General features: G+C 38.3%; 16 protein-coding genes. 6 read left to right on the forward strand and 10 right to left on the reverse strand.

From position 1 onward, the window contains the following. Window positions 1-67: 67 nt before the first annotated feature. From ACFQO1_RS07760 to ACFQO1_RS07775, 4 genes are read left to right on the forward strand one after another with little or no spacing between them, the layout of a single operon-like run. Window positions 68-3,028 (forward strand): amidohydrolase family protein, encoded by a 2,961-nt coding sequence (locus ACFQO1_RS07760; RefSeq protein WP_380217424.1) that lies wholly within the window; start codon window positions 68-70, stop codon window positions 3,026-3,028. A gap of 44 nt (window positions 3,029-3,072) precedes the next feature. Continuing rightward, complete coding sequence (locus ACFQO1_RS07765) at window positions 3,073-4,371, forward strand: amidohydrolase family protein (protein WP_380217425.1); 1,299 nt, start codon at window positions 3,073-3,075, stop codon at window positions 4,369-4,371. A gap of 7 nt (window positions 4,372-4,378) precedes the next feature. Continuing rightward, window positions 4,379-4,657 carry a GNAT family N-acetyltransferase gene (locus ACFQO1_RS07770; protein ID WP_380217426.1) on the forward strand — a complete coding sequence of 93 codons (279 nt, stop codon included), beginning with the start codon at window positions 4,379-4,381 and terminating at the stop codon, window positions 4,655-4,657. Between the two features lie 12 nt (window positions 4,658-4,669). Continuing rightward, window positions 4,670-4,885: a (4Fe-4S)-binding protein gene (locus ACFQO1_RS07775; protein ID WP_380217427.1), complete on the forward strand. Its 216-nt coding sequence runs from the start codon at window positions 4,670-4,672 to the stop codon at window positions 4,883-4,885. Between the two features lie 84 nt (window positions 4,886-4,969). Here ACFQO1_RS07775 and ACFQO1_RS07780 read toward each other — a convergent pair whose 3' ends face one another. Genes ACFQO1_RS07780 through ACFQO1_RS07790 form a run of 3 tightly spaced genes read right to left on the reverse strand, consistent with a single transcriptional unit; the run spans window position 4,970 to window position 8,993 of the window. Then, window positions 4,970-7,006, reverse strand: coding sequence for a S9 family peptidase (locus ACFQO1_RS07780; protein ID WP_380217428.1), 2,037 nt, complete (start codon window positions 7,004-7,006; stop codon window positions 4,970-4,972). 59 nt (window positions 7,007-7,065) lie between these two features. Continuing rightward, on the reverse strand, window positions 7,066-8,757 hold the full coding sequence (ettA, locus tag ACFQO1_RS07785) for an energy-dependent translational throttle protein EttA (RefSeq protein ID WP_380217429.1): 1,692 nt from the start codon (window positions 8,755-8,757) through the stop codon (window positions 7,066-7,068). Between the two features lie 59 nt (window positions 8,758-8,816). After that, window positions 8,817-8,993 (reverse strand): CAL67264 family membrane protein, encoded by a 177-nt coding sequence (locus ACFQO1_RS07790; RefSeq protein ID WP_380217586.1) that lies wholly within the window; start codon window positions 8,991-8,993, stop codon window positions 8,817-8,819. A gap of 290 nt (window positions 8,994-9,283) precedes the next feature. Between ACFQO1_RS07790 and ACFQO1_RS07795 the strand changes: the two genes are divergently transcribed. Beyond that, complete coding sequence (locus ACFQO1_RS07795; RefSeq protein WP_380217430.1) at window positions 9,284-10,927, forward strand: acyl-CoA carboxylase subunit beta; 1,644 nt, start codon at window positions 9,284-9,286, stop codon at window positions 10,925-10,927. 21 nt (window positions 10,928-10,948) lie between these two features. Here ACFQO1_RS07795 and ACFQO1_RS07800 read toward each other — a convergent pair whose 3' ends face one another. The 7 genes from ACFQO1_RS07800 to menA form a co-directional block, all read right to left on the reverse strand. Further along, window positions 10,949-11,671 (reverse strand): hypothetical protein, encoded by a 723-nt coding sequence (locus ACFQO1_RS07800; protein WP_380217431.1) that lies wholly within the window; start codon window positions 11,669-11,671, stop codon window positions 10,949-10,951. A 175-nt stretch (window positions 11,672-11,846) separates the two neighbouring features. Further along, a complete protein-coding gene (locus ACFQO1_RS07805; protein ID WP_380217432.1) occupies window positions 11,847-13,154 on the reverse strand; it encodes a M24 family metallopeptidase in 1,308 nt (435 codons plus the stop codon). Window positions 13,155-13,411: 257 nt separating this feature from the next. After that, complete coding sequence (locus ACFQO1_RS07810; protein WP_380217433.1) at window positions 13,412-14,488, reverse strand: AMP-binding protein; 1,077 nt, start codon at window positions 14,486-14,488, stop codon at window positions 13,412-13,414. A 5-nt stretch (window positions 14,489-14,493) separates the two neighbouring features. Then, window positions 14,494-15,456: a CPBP family intramembrane glutamic endopeptidase gene (locus ACFQO1_RS07815; protein WP_380217434.1), complete on the reverse strand. Its 963-nt coding sequence runs from the start codon at window positions 15,454-15,456 to the stop codon at window positions 14,494-14,496. A gap of 28 nt (window positions 15,457-15,484) precedes the next feature. After that, the gene (locus ACFQO1_RS07820) at window positions 15,485-16,534 is read right to left on the reverse strand and encodes an o-succinylbenzoate synthase (protein WP_380217435.1); all 1,050 of its coding nucleotides are present in this window, start codon (window positions 16,532-16,534) and stop codon (window positions 15,485-15,487) included. A gap of 5 nt (window positions 16,535-16,539) precedes the next feature. Beyond that, complete coding sequence (locus tag ACFQO1_RS07825; RefSeq protein ID WP_380217436.1) at window positions 16,540-17,217, reverse strand: metal-dependent hydrolase; 678 nt, start codon at window positions 17,215-17,217, stop codon at window positions 16,540-16,542. Between the two features lie 44 nt (window positions 17,218-17,261). Beyond that, window positions 17,262-18,164: a 1,4-dihydroxy-2-naphthoate octaprenyltransferase gene (gene menA / locus ACFQO1_RS07830; protein WP_380217437.1), complete on the reverse strand. Its 903-nt coding sequence runs from the start codon at window positions 18,162-18,164 to the stop codon at window positions 17,262-17,264. Between the two features lie 73 nt (window positions 18,165-18,237). Between menA and ACFQO1_RS07835 the strand changes: the two genes are divergently transcribed. After that, window positions 18,238-18,609: a DoxX family protein gene (locus tag ACFQO1_RS07835; protein ID WP_380217438.1), complete on the forward strand. Its 372-nt coding sequence runs from the start codon at window positions 18,238-18,240 to the stop codon at window positions 18,607-18,609. Window positions 18,610-18,611 lie beyond the last annotated feature (2 nt).

Consider the following 18,611-nt stretch of genomic DNA (forward strand, 5'->3'; position numbering starts at 1 on the left):
GTGTATCTTTAAAAATCATTTTTATTAATCAACTTAAAAGTTAACCACTTCCAGTGGTTCCAATCGCATGAAAAAAATCAATCTTCTAGTGCTGCTGCTTAGTATTACTTCATTATGCTTTGCACAGGACTACTTTCCAGAAAATGACGGTCTTAAAGAAACCAACACAAACTATACGGTATTTACCAATGCAACCATTCATATCTCACCCACCAATGTGGTGAAAGATGCAACGCTTATGATCAAAGATGGGCGTGTACAGACAGTGGCTAAAAATTTTAAACCAGCTAAAAATTCGGTTTTTTATGACTTAAAGGGTATGCATATCTATCCGTCGTTTATAGACGCTTATGCTAATTTTGGTGTTGAGAAACCTAAAAGAGCAGAAGGCAACGGTCGTTCTCCTCAGTATGAAGCGACCCGTGAAGGTTTTTATTGGAATGACCATATTAGGCCAGAACAGAATGCCATAGATCATTTCAAATACAACAACAAAGATGCAGAAGCACTTCGTGAAGCTGGATTTGGCGTGGTAAGCTCTCACCTTATGGACGGTATTGCCAGAGGAACTGGTGTTTTAATAGCTCTAAATGATTCTAAAGGGGATGCAGATCGGATTTTGGAAGATGAATCGGGTCAGTATTTTTCGTTCGATAAAAGTGTGACCAGCAGACAATCCTATCCCTCTTCCTTAATGGGTGCTATGGCCCTACTTCGTCAAATGTATCATGATGCCGATTGGTATGCAAAAGGGAATATAGATACCAAAGACAGATCTTTGGAGGCCTTAAATGCAAATAAGAATAAAATTGCATTTTTTGAAGCAGGTAGTAAAGACAATAACCTGCGTGCGGATAAAATTGGAGATGCGTTTGGGCAAAACTATGTGATTGTTGGAGGCGGAAACGAATACGAAGCCATTGAAAGTATTAAAAAAACTAATGCTCAATACATTATCCCAATCAATTTCCCGGATGCGTATGATGTAAGCAATCCGTATCTGGCAGGCTATATTTCACTAGATGATATGCGTAGCTGGAATCAAGATCCTATGAATCCAAAAATGCTTGCAGACAATGGAGTAACTTTTGCCCTAACAACACACGAACTTAAAAAACCCTCTGAATTTAAGGATAAACTTCAAAAAGCATTCGCTTATGGGTTTGACAAAACCAAAGCTTTAGAGGCGTTAACCACCATACCTGCACAACTGCTTGGACAAAGTGATAATATGGGAACTTTGGAAAGTGGAAAACTGGCTAACTTTTTAATTACTTCAGGAGATATTTTTGATGAAGACACAGTGATCTATGAAAACTGGGTTTTGGGAACAAAAAATATCATTACCAGTAAAGATCAAAAAGACATCCGTGGAGAATATACAATGAATGCCGGTGGAAAGAATTACGACGTTTCCTTTACTGGAGATGCTTCAAAACCAAAATCATCCGTAAAAATTGGAGAAACTGAATATCCTTCAAAATTAGAATATTCAGAAAACTGGGTGACACTTTCATTTACAGATGATACGACCAAAGAGGTGTATCGCTCTACTGGGATTATTCCGAGGGATGGAAGTAATTTCAGCGGAAAGTTACTCCTTCCAGATGGATCTGAAAGTTCATTTTTGGCCACACGAAAAGGAGATTCAAAAGCTTCCGAAGAAAAAGATAAAAAGGAGACTCCAGAGAAACCAGAGGTTATGCCCCTAACCTACCCGAATGTGGGCTACGGTTTCACGCAAAAACCTAAACAACAAAACGTTCTCTTTAAAAATGCAACAGTCTGGACAAGCGAAGATGCAGGTGTTTTAAAAAATACAGACGTCTTGGTAAAAAATGGCAAAATTGCAAAAATTGGTTCTAATCTTTCAGCAGGCGGAGCCACAACCATTGATGCTACAGGTAAACATTTAACGGCAGGAGTAATTGATGAACACTCACATATTGCTGCTCTTTCCATTAATGAGTCGGGTCATAACTCTTCTGCAGAAGTAAGCATCGAAGATGTAGTAGATCCTGAAGATATTAACATTTATCGCAATCTTGCCGGAGGCGTAACGTCTATTCAGATTTTACATGGTTCTGCCAATCCTATTGGAGGACGTTCGGCTATCATTAAATTAAAATGGGGAGAAGATGCCGATGGACTTATCTACGACAACAGTCCTAAGTTTATCAAATTTGCTTTAGGAGAAAATGTAAAACAATCGAACTGGCAGAGTTTTAGTCGTTTTCCACAATCTCGTATGGGAGTTGAACAATTGTTTATCAACTATTTTAACCGTGCAAAAGAATATGATGCAAAGAAAAAGAGCGGACAACCACAACGCTATGATGAAGAAATGGAAGTCATTGCCGAAATTTTAAATGGTGAACGCTTTATAAGCTGCCACTCGTATGTACAAAGTGAGATTAATATGCTGATGAAGGTAGCAGAGCAATTTGATTTCAATATCAACACATTCACACACATTCTTGAAGGTTATAAGGTTGCAGATAAAATGAAGGAGCACGGCGTGGGAGGTTCGACCTTTAGCGACTGGTGGGCCTATAAGTATGAAGTAAATGATGCCATTCCTTATAACGCTGCGATCATGGCAAGTGAAGGAGTTACGGTTGCCATTAATAGTGATGATGGCGAAATGTCACGAAGGCTCAACCAAGAAGCTGGAAAGATTGTTAAATATGGCGGTGTTTCAGAAGAAGAGGCCTGGAAAATGGTGACAATTAATCCCGCAAAATTATTACATCTTGATGACCGTGTAGGAAGCATTAAAGAAGGCAAGGATGCCGATCTGGTCTTATGGAACGACCATCCACTATCGGTGTATGCTAAAGCCGAAAAGACAATGATTGAAGGGGTGACGTACTTTGATCTAGAAACCGATATGATGAAAAGAAAGGCAATTGCTTCGGAAAAAAATAAGCTTACTAAAATGATGCTAGACGAAAAGAATGGCGGCGGTAAGACCAGAGCTCCAAAGAAAAAGGAGAGCAGAGATCTGGAATGTGAAACAATCAACTAAAATAATTTCTGAAATTTCAGAAAAAAATATATAAAGGAACCATTATGAAATACATATATAAAATACTAATCGCATTCGTACTAAGTATACCGGTTGGCGGGATGGCACAACAAACACCTGCACCAGCTCAATCTGAAGCTATTACGATTCAGGGAGCTACAGCCCACATAGGAAACGGGACTGTAATTGAAAACTGTACTCTTGTTTTTGAAAACGGTAAAATCACCGCAATAGGAACTAATGTTGCTGCCAAGGGCAACGTCATTAATGCCTCTGGAAAGCATGTCTATCCCGGATTTATTGCTCCTGCCAAGTCATTGGGACTGGTCGAGGTAAATGCAGTACGTGCCAGTGATGACCAGCGTGAATTGGGAGATATGATCCCAAATGTTCGTAGTTTGATTGCTTATAATGCAGAGAGCAAAGTGGTAGAAAGTATGCGTCCTAATGGAGTCTTGATGGGACAGATCGCTCCGCAGGGAGGAACCATCTCAGGAACCTCATCAATTGTTCAATTTGATGCCTGGAATTGGGAAGATGCAGCTGTTAAAAAAGACGATGGAATTCATATGCACTGGCCTAATAGTTTTAGACGTGGACGCTGGTGGCTAGGTGAGCCACGCGGATTTCAACCTAATAAAGAGTATAGTAAAGAACTAGATGAAATTAAAAGTTTTATAGCTAACAGTGAAGCCTACAATAAATCAGAACAAACCACACTTAACGAATCCTTTGCATCTATGCAGGGTCTGTTTGATGGTTCGAAACGATTGTATATTTATGCCGATGGGGAAAAAGAAATTATTGATGCGATTAGCACTGCTAAAGATGCTGGTATACAACATATAGTATTAGTGAATGGCTACCATGCCTATAAGGTAATACCCTTTTTAAAACAAAACGATATCCCTGTGTTGGTTCAGCATACGCATAACTTACCAAACATGGATGATGATGATTATGATTTACCGTATAAGTTACCAAAACTTTTAGTTGATGGTGGATTATTGGTAGGATTACAAAATTCAGGTACTTCAAATTTTCAGACACGGAATCTTCCGTTTTATGCTGGGCAGGTTGCAGGACAGGGAATGGACAAAGAAACTGCCTTGCAGTTAATCACCTCTAATAATGCAAAAATCCTGGGAATCGATAAAGACTATGGCACACTAGAAGTTGGTAAAAGTGCGACCTTCTTTGTAAGCGATGGAGATGCATTGGACATGCGTACTAACAAGCTAAGACATGCTTTTATCGACGGTCGTAATATTTCTCTAGAAACACATCAAACTGAACTATGGAGACGCTATATGGGTAAATACGGAAATGAAGTAAAAGAATAATAATTATATGAACATACAACATAAAGATAACGGTACAAAAGGGGCTTTTTATATTGAGAAAGACAATGTCAAAAAGGCCGAATTGACCTATGTTTGGACGGGTAAAACAAAGATCATAATTGACCATACCGAGGTAGATGATTCTTTAAGAGGAGAAGGAATTGGCGAAAAATTAGTGCGGCAGGCTGTTGATTTTGCAAAAGAAAAAGATGTTAGCATCCTTCCATTATGTCCATTTGCAAAAGCGATCATTGATAAGAATAAAGAATTACAAGACATTTTATAAAACTCCTTCTATATGAAACAGATCACAAAAGAATATAGTAATGGTGATGTGACCATTTTATGGAAACCACAATTATGTGCACACGCTGGTGTTTGTGTACAAATGCTTCCAGAGGTCTACAAACCAAAAGAAAAGCCGTGGATTACTCCAGAAAATGCTAGCTCACAAGAAATTATTAATCAAGTAAGAAAATGCCCCTCGGGAGCACTTAGCATAAAGGCTGAATAGTGGTATTAACTAGATGTTAGAATTAGTGAAAATATAAGAACAGTGATCTGTCAACTGTCAACTGTCAACTGTCAACTTTTAAACCTACTCAAACTTCTCAAACCAAGCCAATGTATGTGCCACCTTGGTAATTAAATTACTAGGACGTGCCGCAATACCATGAGACGCTTCCGGAATTTCAACCAATACAGTTTCTTTTTTCTGGATTTTCAATGCATGATACAACTGTTTTGCTTCACTTGGTGGGGTTCGTAAATCTTCCATACCAACCATAACCATCGTTGGTGTTTCTATGTTTCCGACCAAAGAAATGGGCGAAAACTTCCAGTAGTTTTCAAAATTATCCCACGGATTTCCAGGATATCTATAATTTGAATACACAAAGTAATTATCGGCCACCAGTGTCTTGCTAATCCAGTTCATTACAGGTTTTGCAACTACTGCAGCCTTAAATCGGTTATTTTTTCCAATCATCCAGGCGGTCATGATACCCCCTGCACTTCCGCCTGTTACATATAGTCTGTCCGCATCAATTTTACCTCCTGCGATAACTGCATCCACTCCATCCATCACATCGTTATAATCTTCGCCAGGATAATTATTGTATAATAAGTTTCCAAATTCCTCTCCATAACTGGTACTTCCGCGGGGATTCGGATAAAAAACCACATAACCTGCCGCTGCATAGAGCTGGATTTCTGCTGAAAAACGGTTCCCATAATTCAACACAGGTCCTCCATGGTTTTCAACCAGCAACGGATATTTTTTTCGTTTGTCAAAATTAGGTGGGTATACAATCCATCCCTGAATATCTCTCCCATCGATTGAAGATTTGTACCAGATCTCATCCACAGCGCCCATGATTCGGTACTTGAAAAGATCTTCGTTTATTTCGGTCAATATCTTCGGAATGCGATTGTTTTTAGTTACGAGTCCTACATCTGCCGGACGATCGGCATGAGACAAAGTATATGCAATCTTATCGTTTGCTGAAAGAGAGAAGCTTCCACTGGCGTACGGTCTTCCTAAAGTCGTTCCGCCTACATTATCTACAATGGGTTTTATTGTTCCCTTTAGATCCATATATGCAATTTTAGTCTTTCCGAAGTCATCGTACGTAATGTACAATCCGTCACTATCACTCGCCCACTGTGCATCGCTAATACTTCTATCCAAATCTGAAGAAATCACACGTTTGTTTTTTCCATCCATATCCATGAGCTGTAATTTACTCACCTGGTAATTTTGCACTTTATCTTCATATCCAATATAGGCAATATGCTTTCCGTTAGGAGAAACCTTAGGACTATGATCCGGACCATTTCTATCTGTAAGCGTTTCAAATAATTCAGTCATTACACTAATAGCATATACTTCGCTATTGCGGGTTTCATACTCCCAGTTGTCGCTTCGGTTCGCTGAAAAATAAATTTTAAAACTGTCTGGCGACCACGATAAAGATCCACTATGATTGTAATTACCACTTGTAATTTGTCGTGGTGTACCACCTTCCGCAGGAATTGTAAAAATATGCGTAAATCCAGGCTTGATATACCCAGCACCATCTGCTTCATGCTTCAATCGGTCTGTAATTCTAGGTGCTTTCGCCCACTTGGCACCTTCAGGCTTTGGCGGTACCGTTGCGATGACAGGTGCCTTCCCTTCTACTTTCATCGTAAATGCTAAAGTTTTTCCATTAGGTGCCCAGGAGAGATTGGACGGGCTGCCATCTAATTGGCTCAACCGTGCCAACGCGCCAGTATCTAGCCAGTATAAAAAGATTTCACTTCCATCATTGCCAGCACTCACAAATGCAATTTTAGAACCGTCTGGCGACCACTGCGCCTGACTTTCACTTCCTTCTCGTTGGGTAAGTTTACGGTGATTTTTACCTTCAGCATCTACGATCCACAGAGCTCCCACACTTTTATCTTCCATGATATCAAAACCCGTTCTGCGATAGACAATATGATCACCATCTGGTGAAATTTGAGGATCACCAGCGTATTCTAATTCAAATACATCAAGGTATTCAAACGGTTTTTGAAGCTGTGAAAAGCTTTCAGCAGCAATAAAAAAATAAAAAAATAGGGGTAGAAAATTAAAAACCTTTAGCTTCATTTTGAGTTATATTAAATGAAAGCTAAAGGTAAGTTTTTAATAAGAAATATAAAAAAAGCTTATCGCACTAGCTTTTTATATTTGATACGCTTCGGAATAAGATCTCCTCCAAGACGTTTCTTTTTATTCTCTTCATAATCACTGAAGCTTCCCTCAAAGAAATACACCTGACTATTACCTTCAAAAGCAAGTATGTGTGTACAAATTCTATCCAAAAACCAGCGGTCGTGACTAATCACCACAGCACAACCTGCAAAATTCTCAAGACCTTCTTCTAGGGCACGCAATGTATTTACGTCCAAATCATTTGTTGGCTCATCGAGTAATAATACGTTTCCTTCTTCTTTTAAAGTCATGGCGAGATGCAATCGGTTGCGCTCACCCCCAGAAAGACTGTCTACTTTTTTGTTCTGTTCGCTTCCGCTAAAATTAAACCTCGACAAATACGCTCTGGAATTTACCTGCTTCCCTCCCATCATGATGAGCTCCTGACTGTCACTAAAGTTTTCCCAGATCGTTTTATTGACATCAATGTTAGAGTGCGACTGATCTACATAAGCGATCTGAGCGGTTTCACCTACAGAGAAGCTACCTTTATCTGGCGTTTCTTCTCCCATGATCATTCTAAAGATAGTCGTCTTACCAGCACCGTTAGGTCCTATGACACCTACAATTCCCGCCTGAGGCAATTTAAAATTTAGGTCTTCGTATAAAAGCCTGTCCCCATATCCTTTGGAAACCCCCTGTGCTTCTAACACATTGGTTCCCAGCCTTGGACCATTAGGAATATAAATCTCCAACTTTTCATCCAGTTGTTTCTGGTCCTGACTCATCAACTTATCGTAATTCTTTAAACGAGCCTTTTGCTTGGTTTGTCGACCTTTTGCACCTTGACGCACCCATTCTAATTCTCGTTCTAATGTTTTCTGGCGCTTTGAAGCCGTTTTGCTTTCCTGTGCCATTCGTTTTGATTTCTGATCTAGCCAGGAAGAATAATTTCCTTTCCAGGGGATTCCTTCTCCACGATCCAATTCTAGAATCCAACCAGCAATATTATCAAGAAAATATCTATCGTGTGTTACGGCAATGACCGTTCCTTTATAGCTCGCTAAATGATGTTCTAACCAATGTACACTTTCTGCATCCAGATGGTTGGTAGGCTCATCGAGTAATAATACATCAGGCTCTTGCAAAAGTAATCTACATAAGGCCACACGACGACGCTCTCCTCCAGATAGTACACCAATCTTCTTATCACTCTCTGGCGTACGTAACGCATCCATAGCGATCTCCAACTTGGTATCCAACTCCCAGGCATTGGTTGCATCGATCTGGTCCTGTAAAGCAGCTTGTCTTGCCATTAGCTTATCCATTTTATCTGGATCGCTATAGTTTTCCTCCAGACCAAAGGCATCATTAATTTTATTGTATTCATCCAAGATCGCAACAGTTTCGGCTGCCCCTTCTTTTACAATTTCGATAACAGTTTTATCTTCATCCAGTTTCGGTTCCTGTTCTAAATACCCAACAGAATATCCAGGTGCGAAAACGACATCGCCCTGATAATTTTTATCAACTCCTGCAATAATTTTCAGCAAGGTAGATTTACCACTTCCATTAAGACCTAAAATTCCAATTTTAGCGCCATAGAAGAAGCTTAAATAAATATTTTTTAAAACGGGAGTTTGCGCGTTCTGAAATGTCTTGGTTACCCCAGACATAGAGAAAATTACTTTTTTATCGTCGGACATGTGTATATTATTAGTTATTTGGTTAAAAAGTTAGTTGATTGATTGATTTGAAGAAAAATTTACATTCTCCCTTTCAATGCATTAAACACCCATGCGATGGCGAAAAAACCAATCCCCACAGATACAAATCCCCATCCTGCAACGTCGTCATATCTAAAAGCACCTAGGGCAATTAATCCGCAGCCTACTACAATCATAATAAATGTTGCCCATGCCAATACTGTATTTTTATTCATCATTTTTGGTTTGTTTTTTATGGCAATCCGTCAAGCTTTCGTTTCACTTTGCTTTCCGGTCCGGCTTTCTGCTGTATACCAGACGCGCACTAGGTTCGGTCTGGTGATGCCGCATCAATCCGTATTGCAAGTTTTAGAATCTTACAAATATCGTTATTTCTTGAGTATTTTCAGAATACATTTCAGCTAAGTTTTAATACAAAACATCATATTTATAGTAAGATTTTTAGTGTAGAATAGAATTCTAATACCTCTCATTTTGTATTTTTACACAAATTCAATAATACTACATGGACCTTACCTTCAACAAAAACGAAGACTACAATAAATTATTAGTTTCAGAATTACGCTCAAAACTTGCCAAAGTCAAACTGGGTGGTGGCGAAAAACGTATCGAAAAGCACCACGCCAAAGGGAAAATGACTGCCAGAGAGCGAATCAAATATCTTTTGGATGACAAAAAACCTTCCATCGAAATTGGCGCATTCGCTGGCGAAGGGATGTATGCCGAACATGGGGGTTGTCCAAGTGGCGGAGTGGTTGTAAAAATTGGGTATGTAAAAGGGAAACAATGTATCGTAGTAGCAAATGATGCCACTGTAAAAGCAGGAGCCTGGTTTCCAATTACCGGAAAGAAAAATTTGCGGGCACAAGAAATTTCTATTGAAAATAAGCTTCCTATTATTTATCTGGTGGACAGCGCAGGAGTCTATCTTCCTATGCAGGATGAAATTTTCCCGGATAAGGAACATTTTGGACGGATTTTTAGAAATAACGCCGTGATGAGCAGTATGGGAATTACACAGATTGCCGCCGTAATGGGAAGCTGTGTGGCAGGAGGTGCGTACTTGCCTATAATGAGTGACGAGGCACTTATCGTCGATAAAACCGGAAGTATCTTTCTTGCCGGTAGTTATTTGGTAAAAGCTGCCATTGGCGAAAGTATTGACAACGAAACTTTGGGGGGAGCAACCACTCATTGTGAAGTTAGTGGAGTGACAGATTATAAAGCCAAAGACGACAAAGACGCTTTGGATACTATAAAGAATATTGTATCTAAGATCGGTGATTTTGAAAAAGCAGGTTTTAATCGTGAAAAAGCAATAAAGCCAAAAGAAGATCCTAAAAATATGTACGGAATTCTACCAAAATCGCGTGCAGATCAATATGACATGCGCGAGATCATTAAATGTCTGGTAGATGATAGTAAGTTTGAAGAATATAAAGAAGGCTACGGTCAAACCATCCTTACTGGCTATGCACGAATCGATGGGTGGGCGGTAGGAATTGTCGCCAACCAACGAAAACTGGTAAAAACCACCAAAGCAAAAACCAAACCTAGCGAAATGCAGTTTGGCGGAGTGATATATAGTGATAGTGCCGATAAAGCGACTCGTTTTATTGCCAATTGCAATCAGAAGAAAATTCCGTTGGTTTTCTTACAGGATGTGACCGGATTTATGGTAGGTAGTAAAAGTGAGCACGGTGGTATTATTAAAGATGGAGCTAAAATGGTAAATGCCGTAAGTAATAGTGTGGTGCCAAAATTCACGATTGTGATAGGAAACTCTTATGGTGCCGGAAATTATGCGATGTGCGGTAAAGCGTATGATCCAAGATTGATTGTTGCGTGGCCAAGTGCAGAACTGGCTGTGATGAGTGGTAATAGCGCCGCAAAAGTATTGCTTCAGATTGAAACTGCTTCTTTAAAGAAAAAAGGAGAAACCATTACTCCAGATGTTGAAAAAGAGCTGTACGATAAAATCAAAGCACGCTATGACGAGCAGATTTCTCCTTATTATGCTGCTTCCAGAATATGGACAGATGCCGTAATTGATCCCATCGATACCAGAACCTGGATCAGTTTGGGAATTGAAGCAGCCAACCACGCTCCTATTGAAAAAAAGTTTAATCTAGGCGTAATTCAAGTGTAAAACATCGTATGGTTAACGATACTAATTGTGAATGTACATTTGAGTTGAAATAAAACTTTTTCCCCAATTGTAGTTGTTACCTGAGCTAGACCACATATTAAATCTGTACTCAACAGGTGATGCATTCGAATGTCTCTGTTCTATATAACCATTTAGGGAATAAGTAATAGTAAGCGGATTATTATTTGCTGAGTTATTTACAACTTCTATAAATGTTGTACTAACAGAAACCATACTATAACTATCGTTACTGAATGAGTTTAAGAGATATCTATCTGGTATAGAGTATTTTCTACTTCCTGCTTGAGCCTCTACATTATTTCTTAGAAATCTAATTCCATAATAACCATTGACTTTATCAAAACTTCCCGCTAATCCCATAGGCACCGAATAATTAACAATGAGAGTAGCTTTTACTCGAGCAGGAATGACAACGGTATTTGTAAGACCCAAATTAACATTGTCTACAATTTGTAACCCCGTTGAATACATAGTATAATTTATTGGATTGGTAGCCTCATCAAAATAAACTTCTTTTAAAAACTTAATATTTGATATCTTTCCTGTATTACCATTCAAATCTGCTGAAAGTACATCTAATGAGTTATTCATAATAGGTAAATTTCTAATTCTTAATTCACCATTTACATCTAGCTCTTTGGTTGGTGAAATTGTATTGACACCAACCTGTCCAATGACAGGATTTATCATCGAAAACATTAAAAATAAAAAAATAATTCTCATAGGTTACTTATTTTAAAAGCATAAGTAAGTTTGTAAGATTTTGATATTGGGCAAAAAATCTATTGAAACAATTACCATGACATCGAAAAAAGGTGACAATGTCATCAAAATACCCACGAATTATTTAGTACTATTTTTATTTTAAATTAAAGTTTTATAAAAAAATTAGATATAATCAAATACCTTTAATATGTTCTTGTCGCTTGTTTACATATCTAAAGCCTTCTGTTCCCCAAAACCCTGCTTCCTCCAACATAATCCGAATGTCCTTTTCCCATTCCTCGATATAAACAGTGGTGTTTAATTCAATCGCATAGACCGTATTTACCCATAACGGATAATCACCTGTTCCTGGCACACCACCCTCTGAGTCCCACATTCCAATCGTGGGGCCAGCACTATGACCATACGATCCTAAGGGGTGTGTGTAAATAGAGGGGCGCAATTTTTCTTTTTTAGCTTCAGAAAGGGATTTGAGCAATATTTCATTCCCTGTTTTTCCAGTTTCAAAATTTGAAGTAAAAATATCCTGCACTTGATTACCTTCCGCAAAAGCTTTCGCTAAAAAATCTGGAACTTTAGTTTCATTTTCTCGCAATACATAAGCATGCTGCTGGCAATCGGTATTAAGACCGATATAAGTAATTCCAAAGTCACAATGCAATAGATCACCAGGCATAATCAGATCTTTTTGCTTTGCTTTGCTGAAAGATTCAATATGGCTTTTTAGTGCTTCGGTACTTCGTTGTACGTCAATGGTAGGATGAAACCATGTTTCCAATCCCATATCAGTTACTTTTTGGCGCATCCACCACACCACATCGTCTGTGGAGGTAACTCCAGGAGTTATCACTTTCTTCGAAAAAGCTTCCGCAATGATACCATGGGTTATTTCCACAAGCGTTTCATACAATTGCATCTCTTTTTGGGTACGGGTTTCTATCCATCCTACAGCAAGCTTTTCAGCAGAAACCAATTTATCTTCCAGATCCTGTGGCAGCGCTTCTTTTAATTCGTTATAGTCTGTGACTACCAGTCCGTCGGCAATAGCAAAATTCTCTGAAATATTAATTCCGATACTTTTTGGGTTGCGTTCTTGGATGATCTCGACCAATCGTGCCCATTGATCGGGTTGCTTTTCCTTATCCCATGCCGAGGTAATATTCTCACCCACATCGTAACGCGCAACTGCCAATTTTTCGATGGTGTTTTTTTCAGAATTTCTATAAAAAACAAGCATTGTTCTTCGTCTAGCATTGAGCCAGGTGGCGGGTAACATGGTTTGCATCACTGGGTCTTCGTTGTATTCACGTGAGATAACCAGCCACATATCGATCCCCGCTCTGTCCATGAGCTGTGGGAGTAAATTGTCAAAACGATCTACTAGAATTTCGTTTTTTAAATCGGCTCGGTTTCTTTCAGAAAGTATTTGAGCGTTTAAAGAAATGGTAATACAGCAAAACAGAAAGAAAAGGTTTTTCATAGGGATGGATTTTCAGAAATAAAAATACAAAAAAGGGTGTAAGAATCCCTGATTAATAGGAGAAGCTGAAATAAGTTTAGAATGACAGAAAAAAAAGAGCGTCTTTCGACGCCCTTCACTAGAAACCCAATGCAAATTCTCTCTCTAAACTATGGGTTTATTTTTTAATGGTTTTTAGATTATGATGTAAATCTATTCCACAAAAGAAATTTAGAAAACCTTAAATGAGCGAACCCTCCTTTTGAATGAGTGAAGTATTAATATTTTTTTAAAACGGAAAGAACCTCATTGCGTTTGATCTTCCCATTTTCGGTATATGGAAATTTAGAGACCGTATAGATCTTTTTAGGTTTTTCGTAGGGCTGAAGCGTTTCAAAAGCTTCAGAATAGTTAGGAATACTGACTTCATGTTTGTTTTCAATCACCAAAATAACTCGTTCTCCAAGGGCTTCATCGGGTTGAGAGGTAATGATAAAAGGAAAGTCGATAACATCTGCTAGTTTCTGTTCTACTTTTTCAGGATAGATTTTTATTCCGCCGCTATTAATGACATTGTCTACTCTTCCTAACCATTCAAATGAGGAAGACGTTGTTAAATTTACGAGATCGTTAGTGACAATTGTTTCGGGGTGAATTCTGGGAGCGTTTATCTTTAAACAGCCGCGGTCATCGATATCAAATTTTACATCTGGCAATCCATGGTAATGTTGCGATTTGGCTGGTCCATTGATACGTCGTACTGCTATGTGAGTAATGGTTTCGGTCATTCCGTAGGTGGCAAATGCTTCGGTAGGCACGTCCTGAAGCATCTCGTCTAGTTTCATTGATATAGGACCACCTCCAATAATTAGTTTTTTTACTTTTCCTAAAGCATCAATCGAATGGCGAACCTGATACGGAACCATTGCGGCAAAATCATAATCGTTATCGTATTGAGTCAGAGCATCTTTCTCTGGAGCTACTACATGTAAATGCCAGCCTAAGGTCATTGCCCTAACGAGCATCATTTTTCCTGCGATAAACTTAGGGTGCAAACATAACAATGCAGTGGTTTTTTCACCTACCTTAAAATAAGCTCCTGTAGCCTTTGCACTATTGATCATTGCTTGTTTGGAAAGCAATATTTTTTTTGGCTTTCCTGTAGATCCAGATGTTTTTACACTTATATGAGCATCATCGTTAAGCCATTTCATAATAAACTTTCCCATACTTCGCTCGTGTGGGGCACCATCCCTTTTGAGACTATGTGCAAAATCCAATACATCTGCATCGGTTTCAAAAGAAAGACCATTTAAGGTAAAAGATGGGTCGATATGAAGCGGGGGAGTTTTCAACAGTTTTATACAATTTCTTGTGGAGGAATCGTTGAGGGGCTGGGTTTTGTAACCTTACCAAACAGTTTTTGTCCCCAGTTATTCCATTTATAACGCCATGCCATAATCGCAATAAAAATAGGATACATGACAAATACAGGCCCAAAAACAGTTGCAAAATCTACTACTGGTTCAGAAATATCTTTAAAGATCGAATGTGTTTGAAACACTGTCCAGTCTGCGGTAACCAACATCGCACCTACCATGTTATTGGCTGCGTGAAAGCCCAAAGCTAATTCCATCCCATCATCCATTAATGTAATAATTCCTAAGAAAAAACCAGTTCCAATGTAGTAAACCATAATAGAAGGTCCCAGTTTATCAACTTCTGGGTTAAAGAAATGTAAACCGCCAAAAACTACAGATGTTACGATCAAAGGAAGCCATTTATTACCAACAATAGTACCTAAGCCCTGCATCAAATAGCCTCTAAACAAATATTCTTCAAAACTGGTTTGCAAAGGAATCATGACAATAGCAATTACGGCTAAAATTATAAAGGGTACGGCATCGAATTGCACGATATAATCTTGGGGACTGCTATAATAATCTACTAATGTTAAAACGATGGTCACCACCGCAATTAATCCAAAACCAAACCACACACGACCCCAGTCTGTTTTTCTTCTTGAGGTAGTTAATGTTACAAAAGGTTGTTTATGAAGATATTTGACAACAATATATAATCCCAACAAACCTATCGCAAAGCTAAGAAGCATCAAGAATAGCGTAAGGTTTGAATCTAACACATTGAGAAGTGAATTAGTATCCTGTAATTCGGCAAATCCTCCACCGTTGCTTAATTTCTTTAAAACAACTGCTAAAATAAAAGGAATAGAACCCAATTGAGAGGCGATAAAAATAAGTATAGCACCTACCAAATAGCGCCACCAATCGTGCAAAAAATTATAGGCTTGTTGTATGTACATGTATTAGTTGATTAAGTAATTTATTAAATTAAAATTTGATTGAAAAATGTAAATCCCATGGCGTATTGGTATCATAATAGATATTCCCGTTACGGATTGTTAATGGCGACCCCATATTATTAGTATATAAGCTTCCAGTTCCTAAACCTTGTGGCAATTTACTATTTTTTGTGAAGGTGTATTGCGAAATTGCGTTTAATCCTACATTACTTTCAAGCGCCGAAGTGATCCACCACCCTATTTTTCGTTGATCGGCATGTTTTATCCATGAATCGCTTCCTCCAAATCCGCCTACCAGCGTTGGTTTTAAAATGATGTATTGTGGTTTGATGGTATCAAGTAGTTTTTCTTTTTTTTCTTCGGAAAAAATCCCGATCAGTTCTTCATCCAGCGCAATTGGAAGTGGCGTCATTTCACAGAGTGCTGCCATTTCTTGCCATTGTCCTTGTTTAATAGGTTGTTCTATAGAGTGGAGTTCATATTCTGAAAGTAAGTGTAGTTTTTCTAGTGCTTCGGAAACTGAAAATGCTCCATTTGCATCTACGCGTAGTTCAACTTCTGAAGCAGAGAATTCTTTTCGTATGGATTTTAACAATTCGATTTCTGAAGCAAAGTCGATCGCACCAATCTTCAATTTAATACAGCTAAACCCTTCTTTAAGTTTCGCCTCAATCTGCTTTTTCATAAAGGATTTATCGCCCATCCAAATGAGTCCGTTGATAGGAATTCCTACCATTCCGTTAGTAAATTCCGAAGGAAATAACTCAAAGCGTGTGTCACCCTCAAGAGACAAAAAAGCCATTTCTACCCCTATCTGAATAGCGGGAAACTCAGTAAGTTGTTTCAGCAATGCATCTTTCCCTAGTTGGATATGATCGCATACCCATTGAAGTTTCAACTCAAAATCAGGTCTGTCATCAATACTTAAGCCTTGAAACATTCCGCATTCGCCAATACCTTGTCTTTCTTTTTCAGAAAGAAATAAAAACCAGGTCTCCTTCGTTTTTAAAACTCCCCGAGACGTGCCTGCTGGTTTCTTAAAATTGAGAATGTGCTTTTTAAAAGTAGCTTTTAGCATTTGACTTACAACTCTATGGACTCACCAATGTCTAGCAACATAAGATCTTTACCAGCATCATAAAATTTCTTTTTTGCTTCATCATGGTCAATCTCAATATATCCAAAAGTATCGTAATGAACGCCCAGAACTTTATCACATTCTACAAAATCACTAGCTATAATGGCATCGTCAATTCCCATCGTAAAATTATCGCCAATAGGCAAAATTGCAAGGTCAAGCTTGGTGTGCAATGGGATTAATTTCATATCCATAGTCAATGCAGTGTCTCCTGCGATGTAGATATTCTTGTGTTCACCTTCAATAACAAATCCGCCTGGTTGTCCGCCATAGCTTCCGTCTGGGAATGAACTAGTATGAATGGCGTTGACGTATTTTACATTTCCGAAGTCAAAAGCCCAATTCCCACCATGATTCATGGGATGTACATTAAATCCTTTTTCTTCAAAATGATTCGCAATTTCATAATTACTAACAATAGTGGCGTCCGTATTCTTAGCAATAGCTTCTACATCAAGAATATGGTCCTGATGCGCATGTGTGAGTAAAATATAATCTGCTTTAAGACTAGAAATATCAATATGCTTGGCATTATCGTTTCCTGTAATGAAAGGGTCCACTACTATATGTTTTCCTTTTATTTCTAATGCTAAACTATTTTGACCGTAAAATGTAATTTTCATAATTCGATTTATTTTTCTTAAAAATACAAAAACAGCACTAAAATTTATAGCAACTGTACCACAAACAATAGGATTGAAAATAAAAAGGTACTAAGTGCGACTTTTTTTAATTCGGGATCCAGTAAGACCGGTGATTTAACTTTGAAAACTTTTATAAGATTTAATAACAAAGGAACAAATGCAAGCAATGGCATATATTGAATTGGACGGTAAGCATTCAGCAAAAAATAAAGAAGTGTACTTATCAATGCTGCAAGAATCAATAACGCATGGTATCTTTTTACACGAGTACCCCCAAGCACTACTGCCAAGGTATTTTTATTAACCAAGGCATCTGCTTCCCTATCCCGCATATTGTTGAGATTTAACACAGCGGTACTCAATAGACCTATAGTAATCGCTGGAAATAGTACAAAATTTCCAAGACTTTCTGTAAATAAAAAATAACAACCCATAACACCCACGATCCCAAAAAATATAAACACAAATAGGTCACCCATGGCACGATAACCGTAGGCTTTCTTTCCAACCGTATACGTAATAGCAGCAATAACAGCCGCAATACCTAGATTAAAAAATACTATAGACAGTACAAAATTTTCCATTCCGAAGGCTGCAAAAATAAGCATACTGGCAAGTAATAATGTGACAAGGACAGTAATTGCCATTCCAACTTTTAATTCCTTTCGTGTAAGTAAACCACTTTGTAATGCTCTGGCTGGTCCTACTCTATTGGCATTATCAGTTCCTTTCACTCCATCGCCATAATCATTTGCAAAATTTGATAAAATTTGAAATCCTAGTGTAGTTAATATCGCAAGTATAAAAACTAATATAGAAAATTGATTCACTGCGTAAGCTGCGGCTCCCGCAGCAATAATTCCTGAAATTGATAAAGGTAACGTACGTAATCGAGCGGCAGAAATCCAGGCGCGTACTTTTGTCATTGAATTAATTTTAAAGGCAAAAATACGGTTAAAATTTTTTATACCTTTAACAACTTAATTTTAAAAATACATTATGAAACCAAACTACAACTTAGGATTATTATTACTTAGATTTGGAATGGGAGGCTTAATGCTTACCCACGGAATTCCTAAACTAATACGACTTTTAAATGGTAATTTTGAGTTTGGTGACCCTATAGGAATTGGCAATACGGCCTCTTTTATTTTAACGGTAATAGCTGAAGCTATTTGCCCTGTGCTCATCATCATAGGACTTCGCACGCGTATAGCTGCTATTCCAACTATTATTACCATGGTCGTAGCCGCATTTGTAGTGCATGCAGCCGATCCGATCGCTACGAAAGAAAAAGCGCTCTTATATCTTGTCGGTTTTTTAGTGATTGCTATTTGTGGCCCTGGTAAGTTTTCTATAGACCGAAAATAAGT

The organism is Jejudonia soesokkakensis (genome assembly GCF_042664795.1).
In the GTDB taxonomy this organism is placed as follows: domain Bacteria; phylum Bacteroidota; class Bacteroidia; order Flavobacteriales; family Flavobacteriaceae; genus Jejudonia; species Jejudonia soesokkakensis.

Bases quoted from the DNA above. Each gene is read 5' to 3' on its own strand.
- ACFQO1_RS07790 (WP_380217586.1), bottom strand. From the start codon at position 8,993: ATGAATAAAAATACAGTATTGGCATGGGCAACATTTATTATGATTGTA.
- ettA (WP_380217429.1), bottom strand. From the start codon at position 8,757: ATGTCCGACGATAAAAAAGTAATTTTCTCTATGTCTGGGGTAACCAAG.
- ACFQO1_RS07770 (WP_380217426.1), top strand. From the start codon at position 4,379: ATGAACATACAACATAAAGATAACGGTACAAAAGGGGCTTTTTATATT.
- ACFQO1_RS07795 (WP_380217430.1), top strand. From the start codon at position 9,284: ATGGACCTTACCTTCAACAAAAACGAAGACTACAATAAATTATTAGTT.
- ACFQO1_RS07765 (WP_380217425.1), top strand. From the start codon at position 3,073: ATGAAATACATATATAAAATACTAATCGCATTCGTACTAAGTATACCG.
- ACFQO1_RS07800 (WP_380217431.1), bottom strand. From the start codon at position 11,671: ATGAGAATTATTTTTTTATTTTTAATGTTTTCGATGATAAATCCTGTC.
- ACFQO1_RS07780 (WP_380217428.1), bottom strand. From the start codon at position 7,006: ATGAAGCTAAAGGTTTTTAATTTTCTACCCCTATTTTTTTATTTTTTT.
- ACFQO1_RS07820 (WP_380217435.1), bottom strand. From the start codon at position 16,534: ATGCTAAAAGCTACTTTTAAAAAGCACATTCTCAATTTTAAGAAACCA.
- ACFQO1_RS07825 (WP_380217436.1), bottom strand. From the start codon at position 17,217: ATGAAAATTACATTTTACGGTCAAAATAGTTTAGCATTAGAAATAAAA.
- ACFQO1_RS07760 (WP_380217424.1), top strand. From the start codon at position 68: ATGAAAAAAATCAATCTTCTAGTGCTGCTGCTTAGTATTACTTCATTA.
- ACFQO1_RS07805 (WP_380217432.1), bottom strand. From the start codon at position 13,154: ATGAAAAACCTTTTCTTTCTGTTTTGCTGTATTACCATTTCTTTAAAC.
- ACFQO1_RS07815 (WP_380217434.1), bottom strand. From the start codon at position 15,456: ATGTACATACAACAAGCCTATAATTTTTTGCACGATTGGTGGCGCTAT.
- ACFQO1_RS07775 (WP_380217427.1), top strand. From the start codon at position 4,670: ATGAAACAGATCACAAAAGAATATAGTAATGGTGATGTGACCATTTTA.
- menA (WP_380217437.1), bottom strand. From the start codon at position 18,164: ATGACAAAAGTACGCGCCTGGATTTCTGCCGCTCGATTACGTACGTTA.
- ACFQO1_RS07835 (WP_380217438.1), top strand. From the start codon at position 18,238: ATGAAACCAAACTACAACTTAGGATTATTATTACTTAGATTTGGAATG.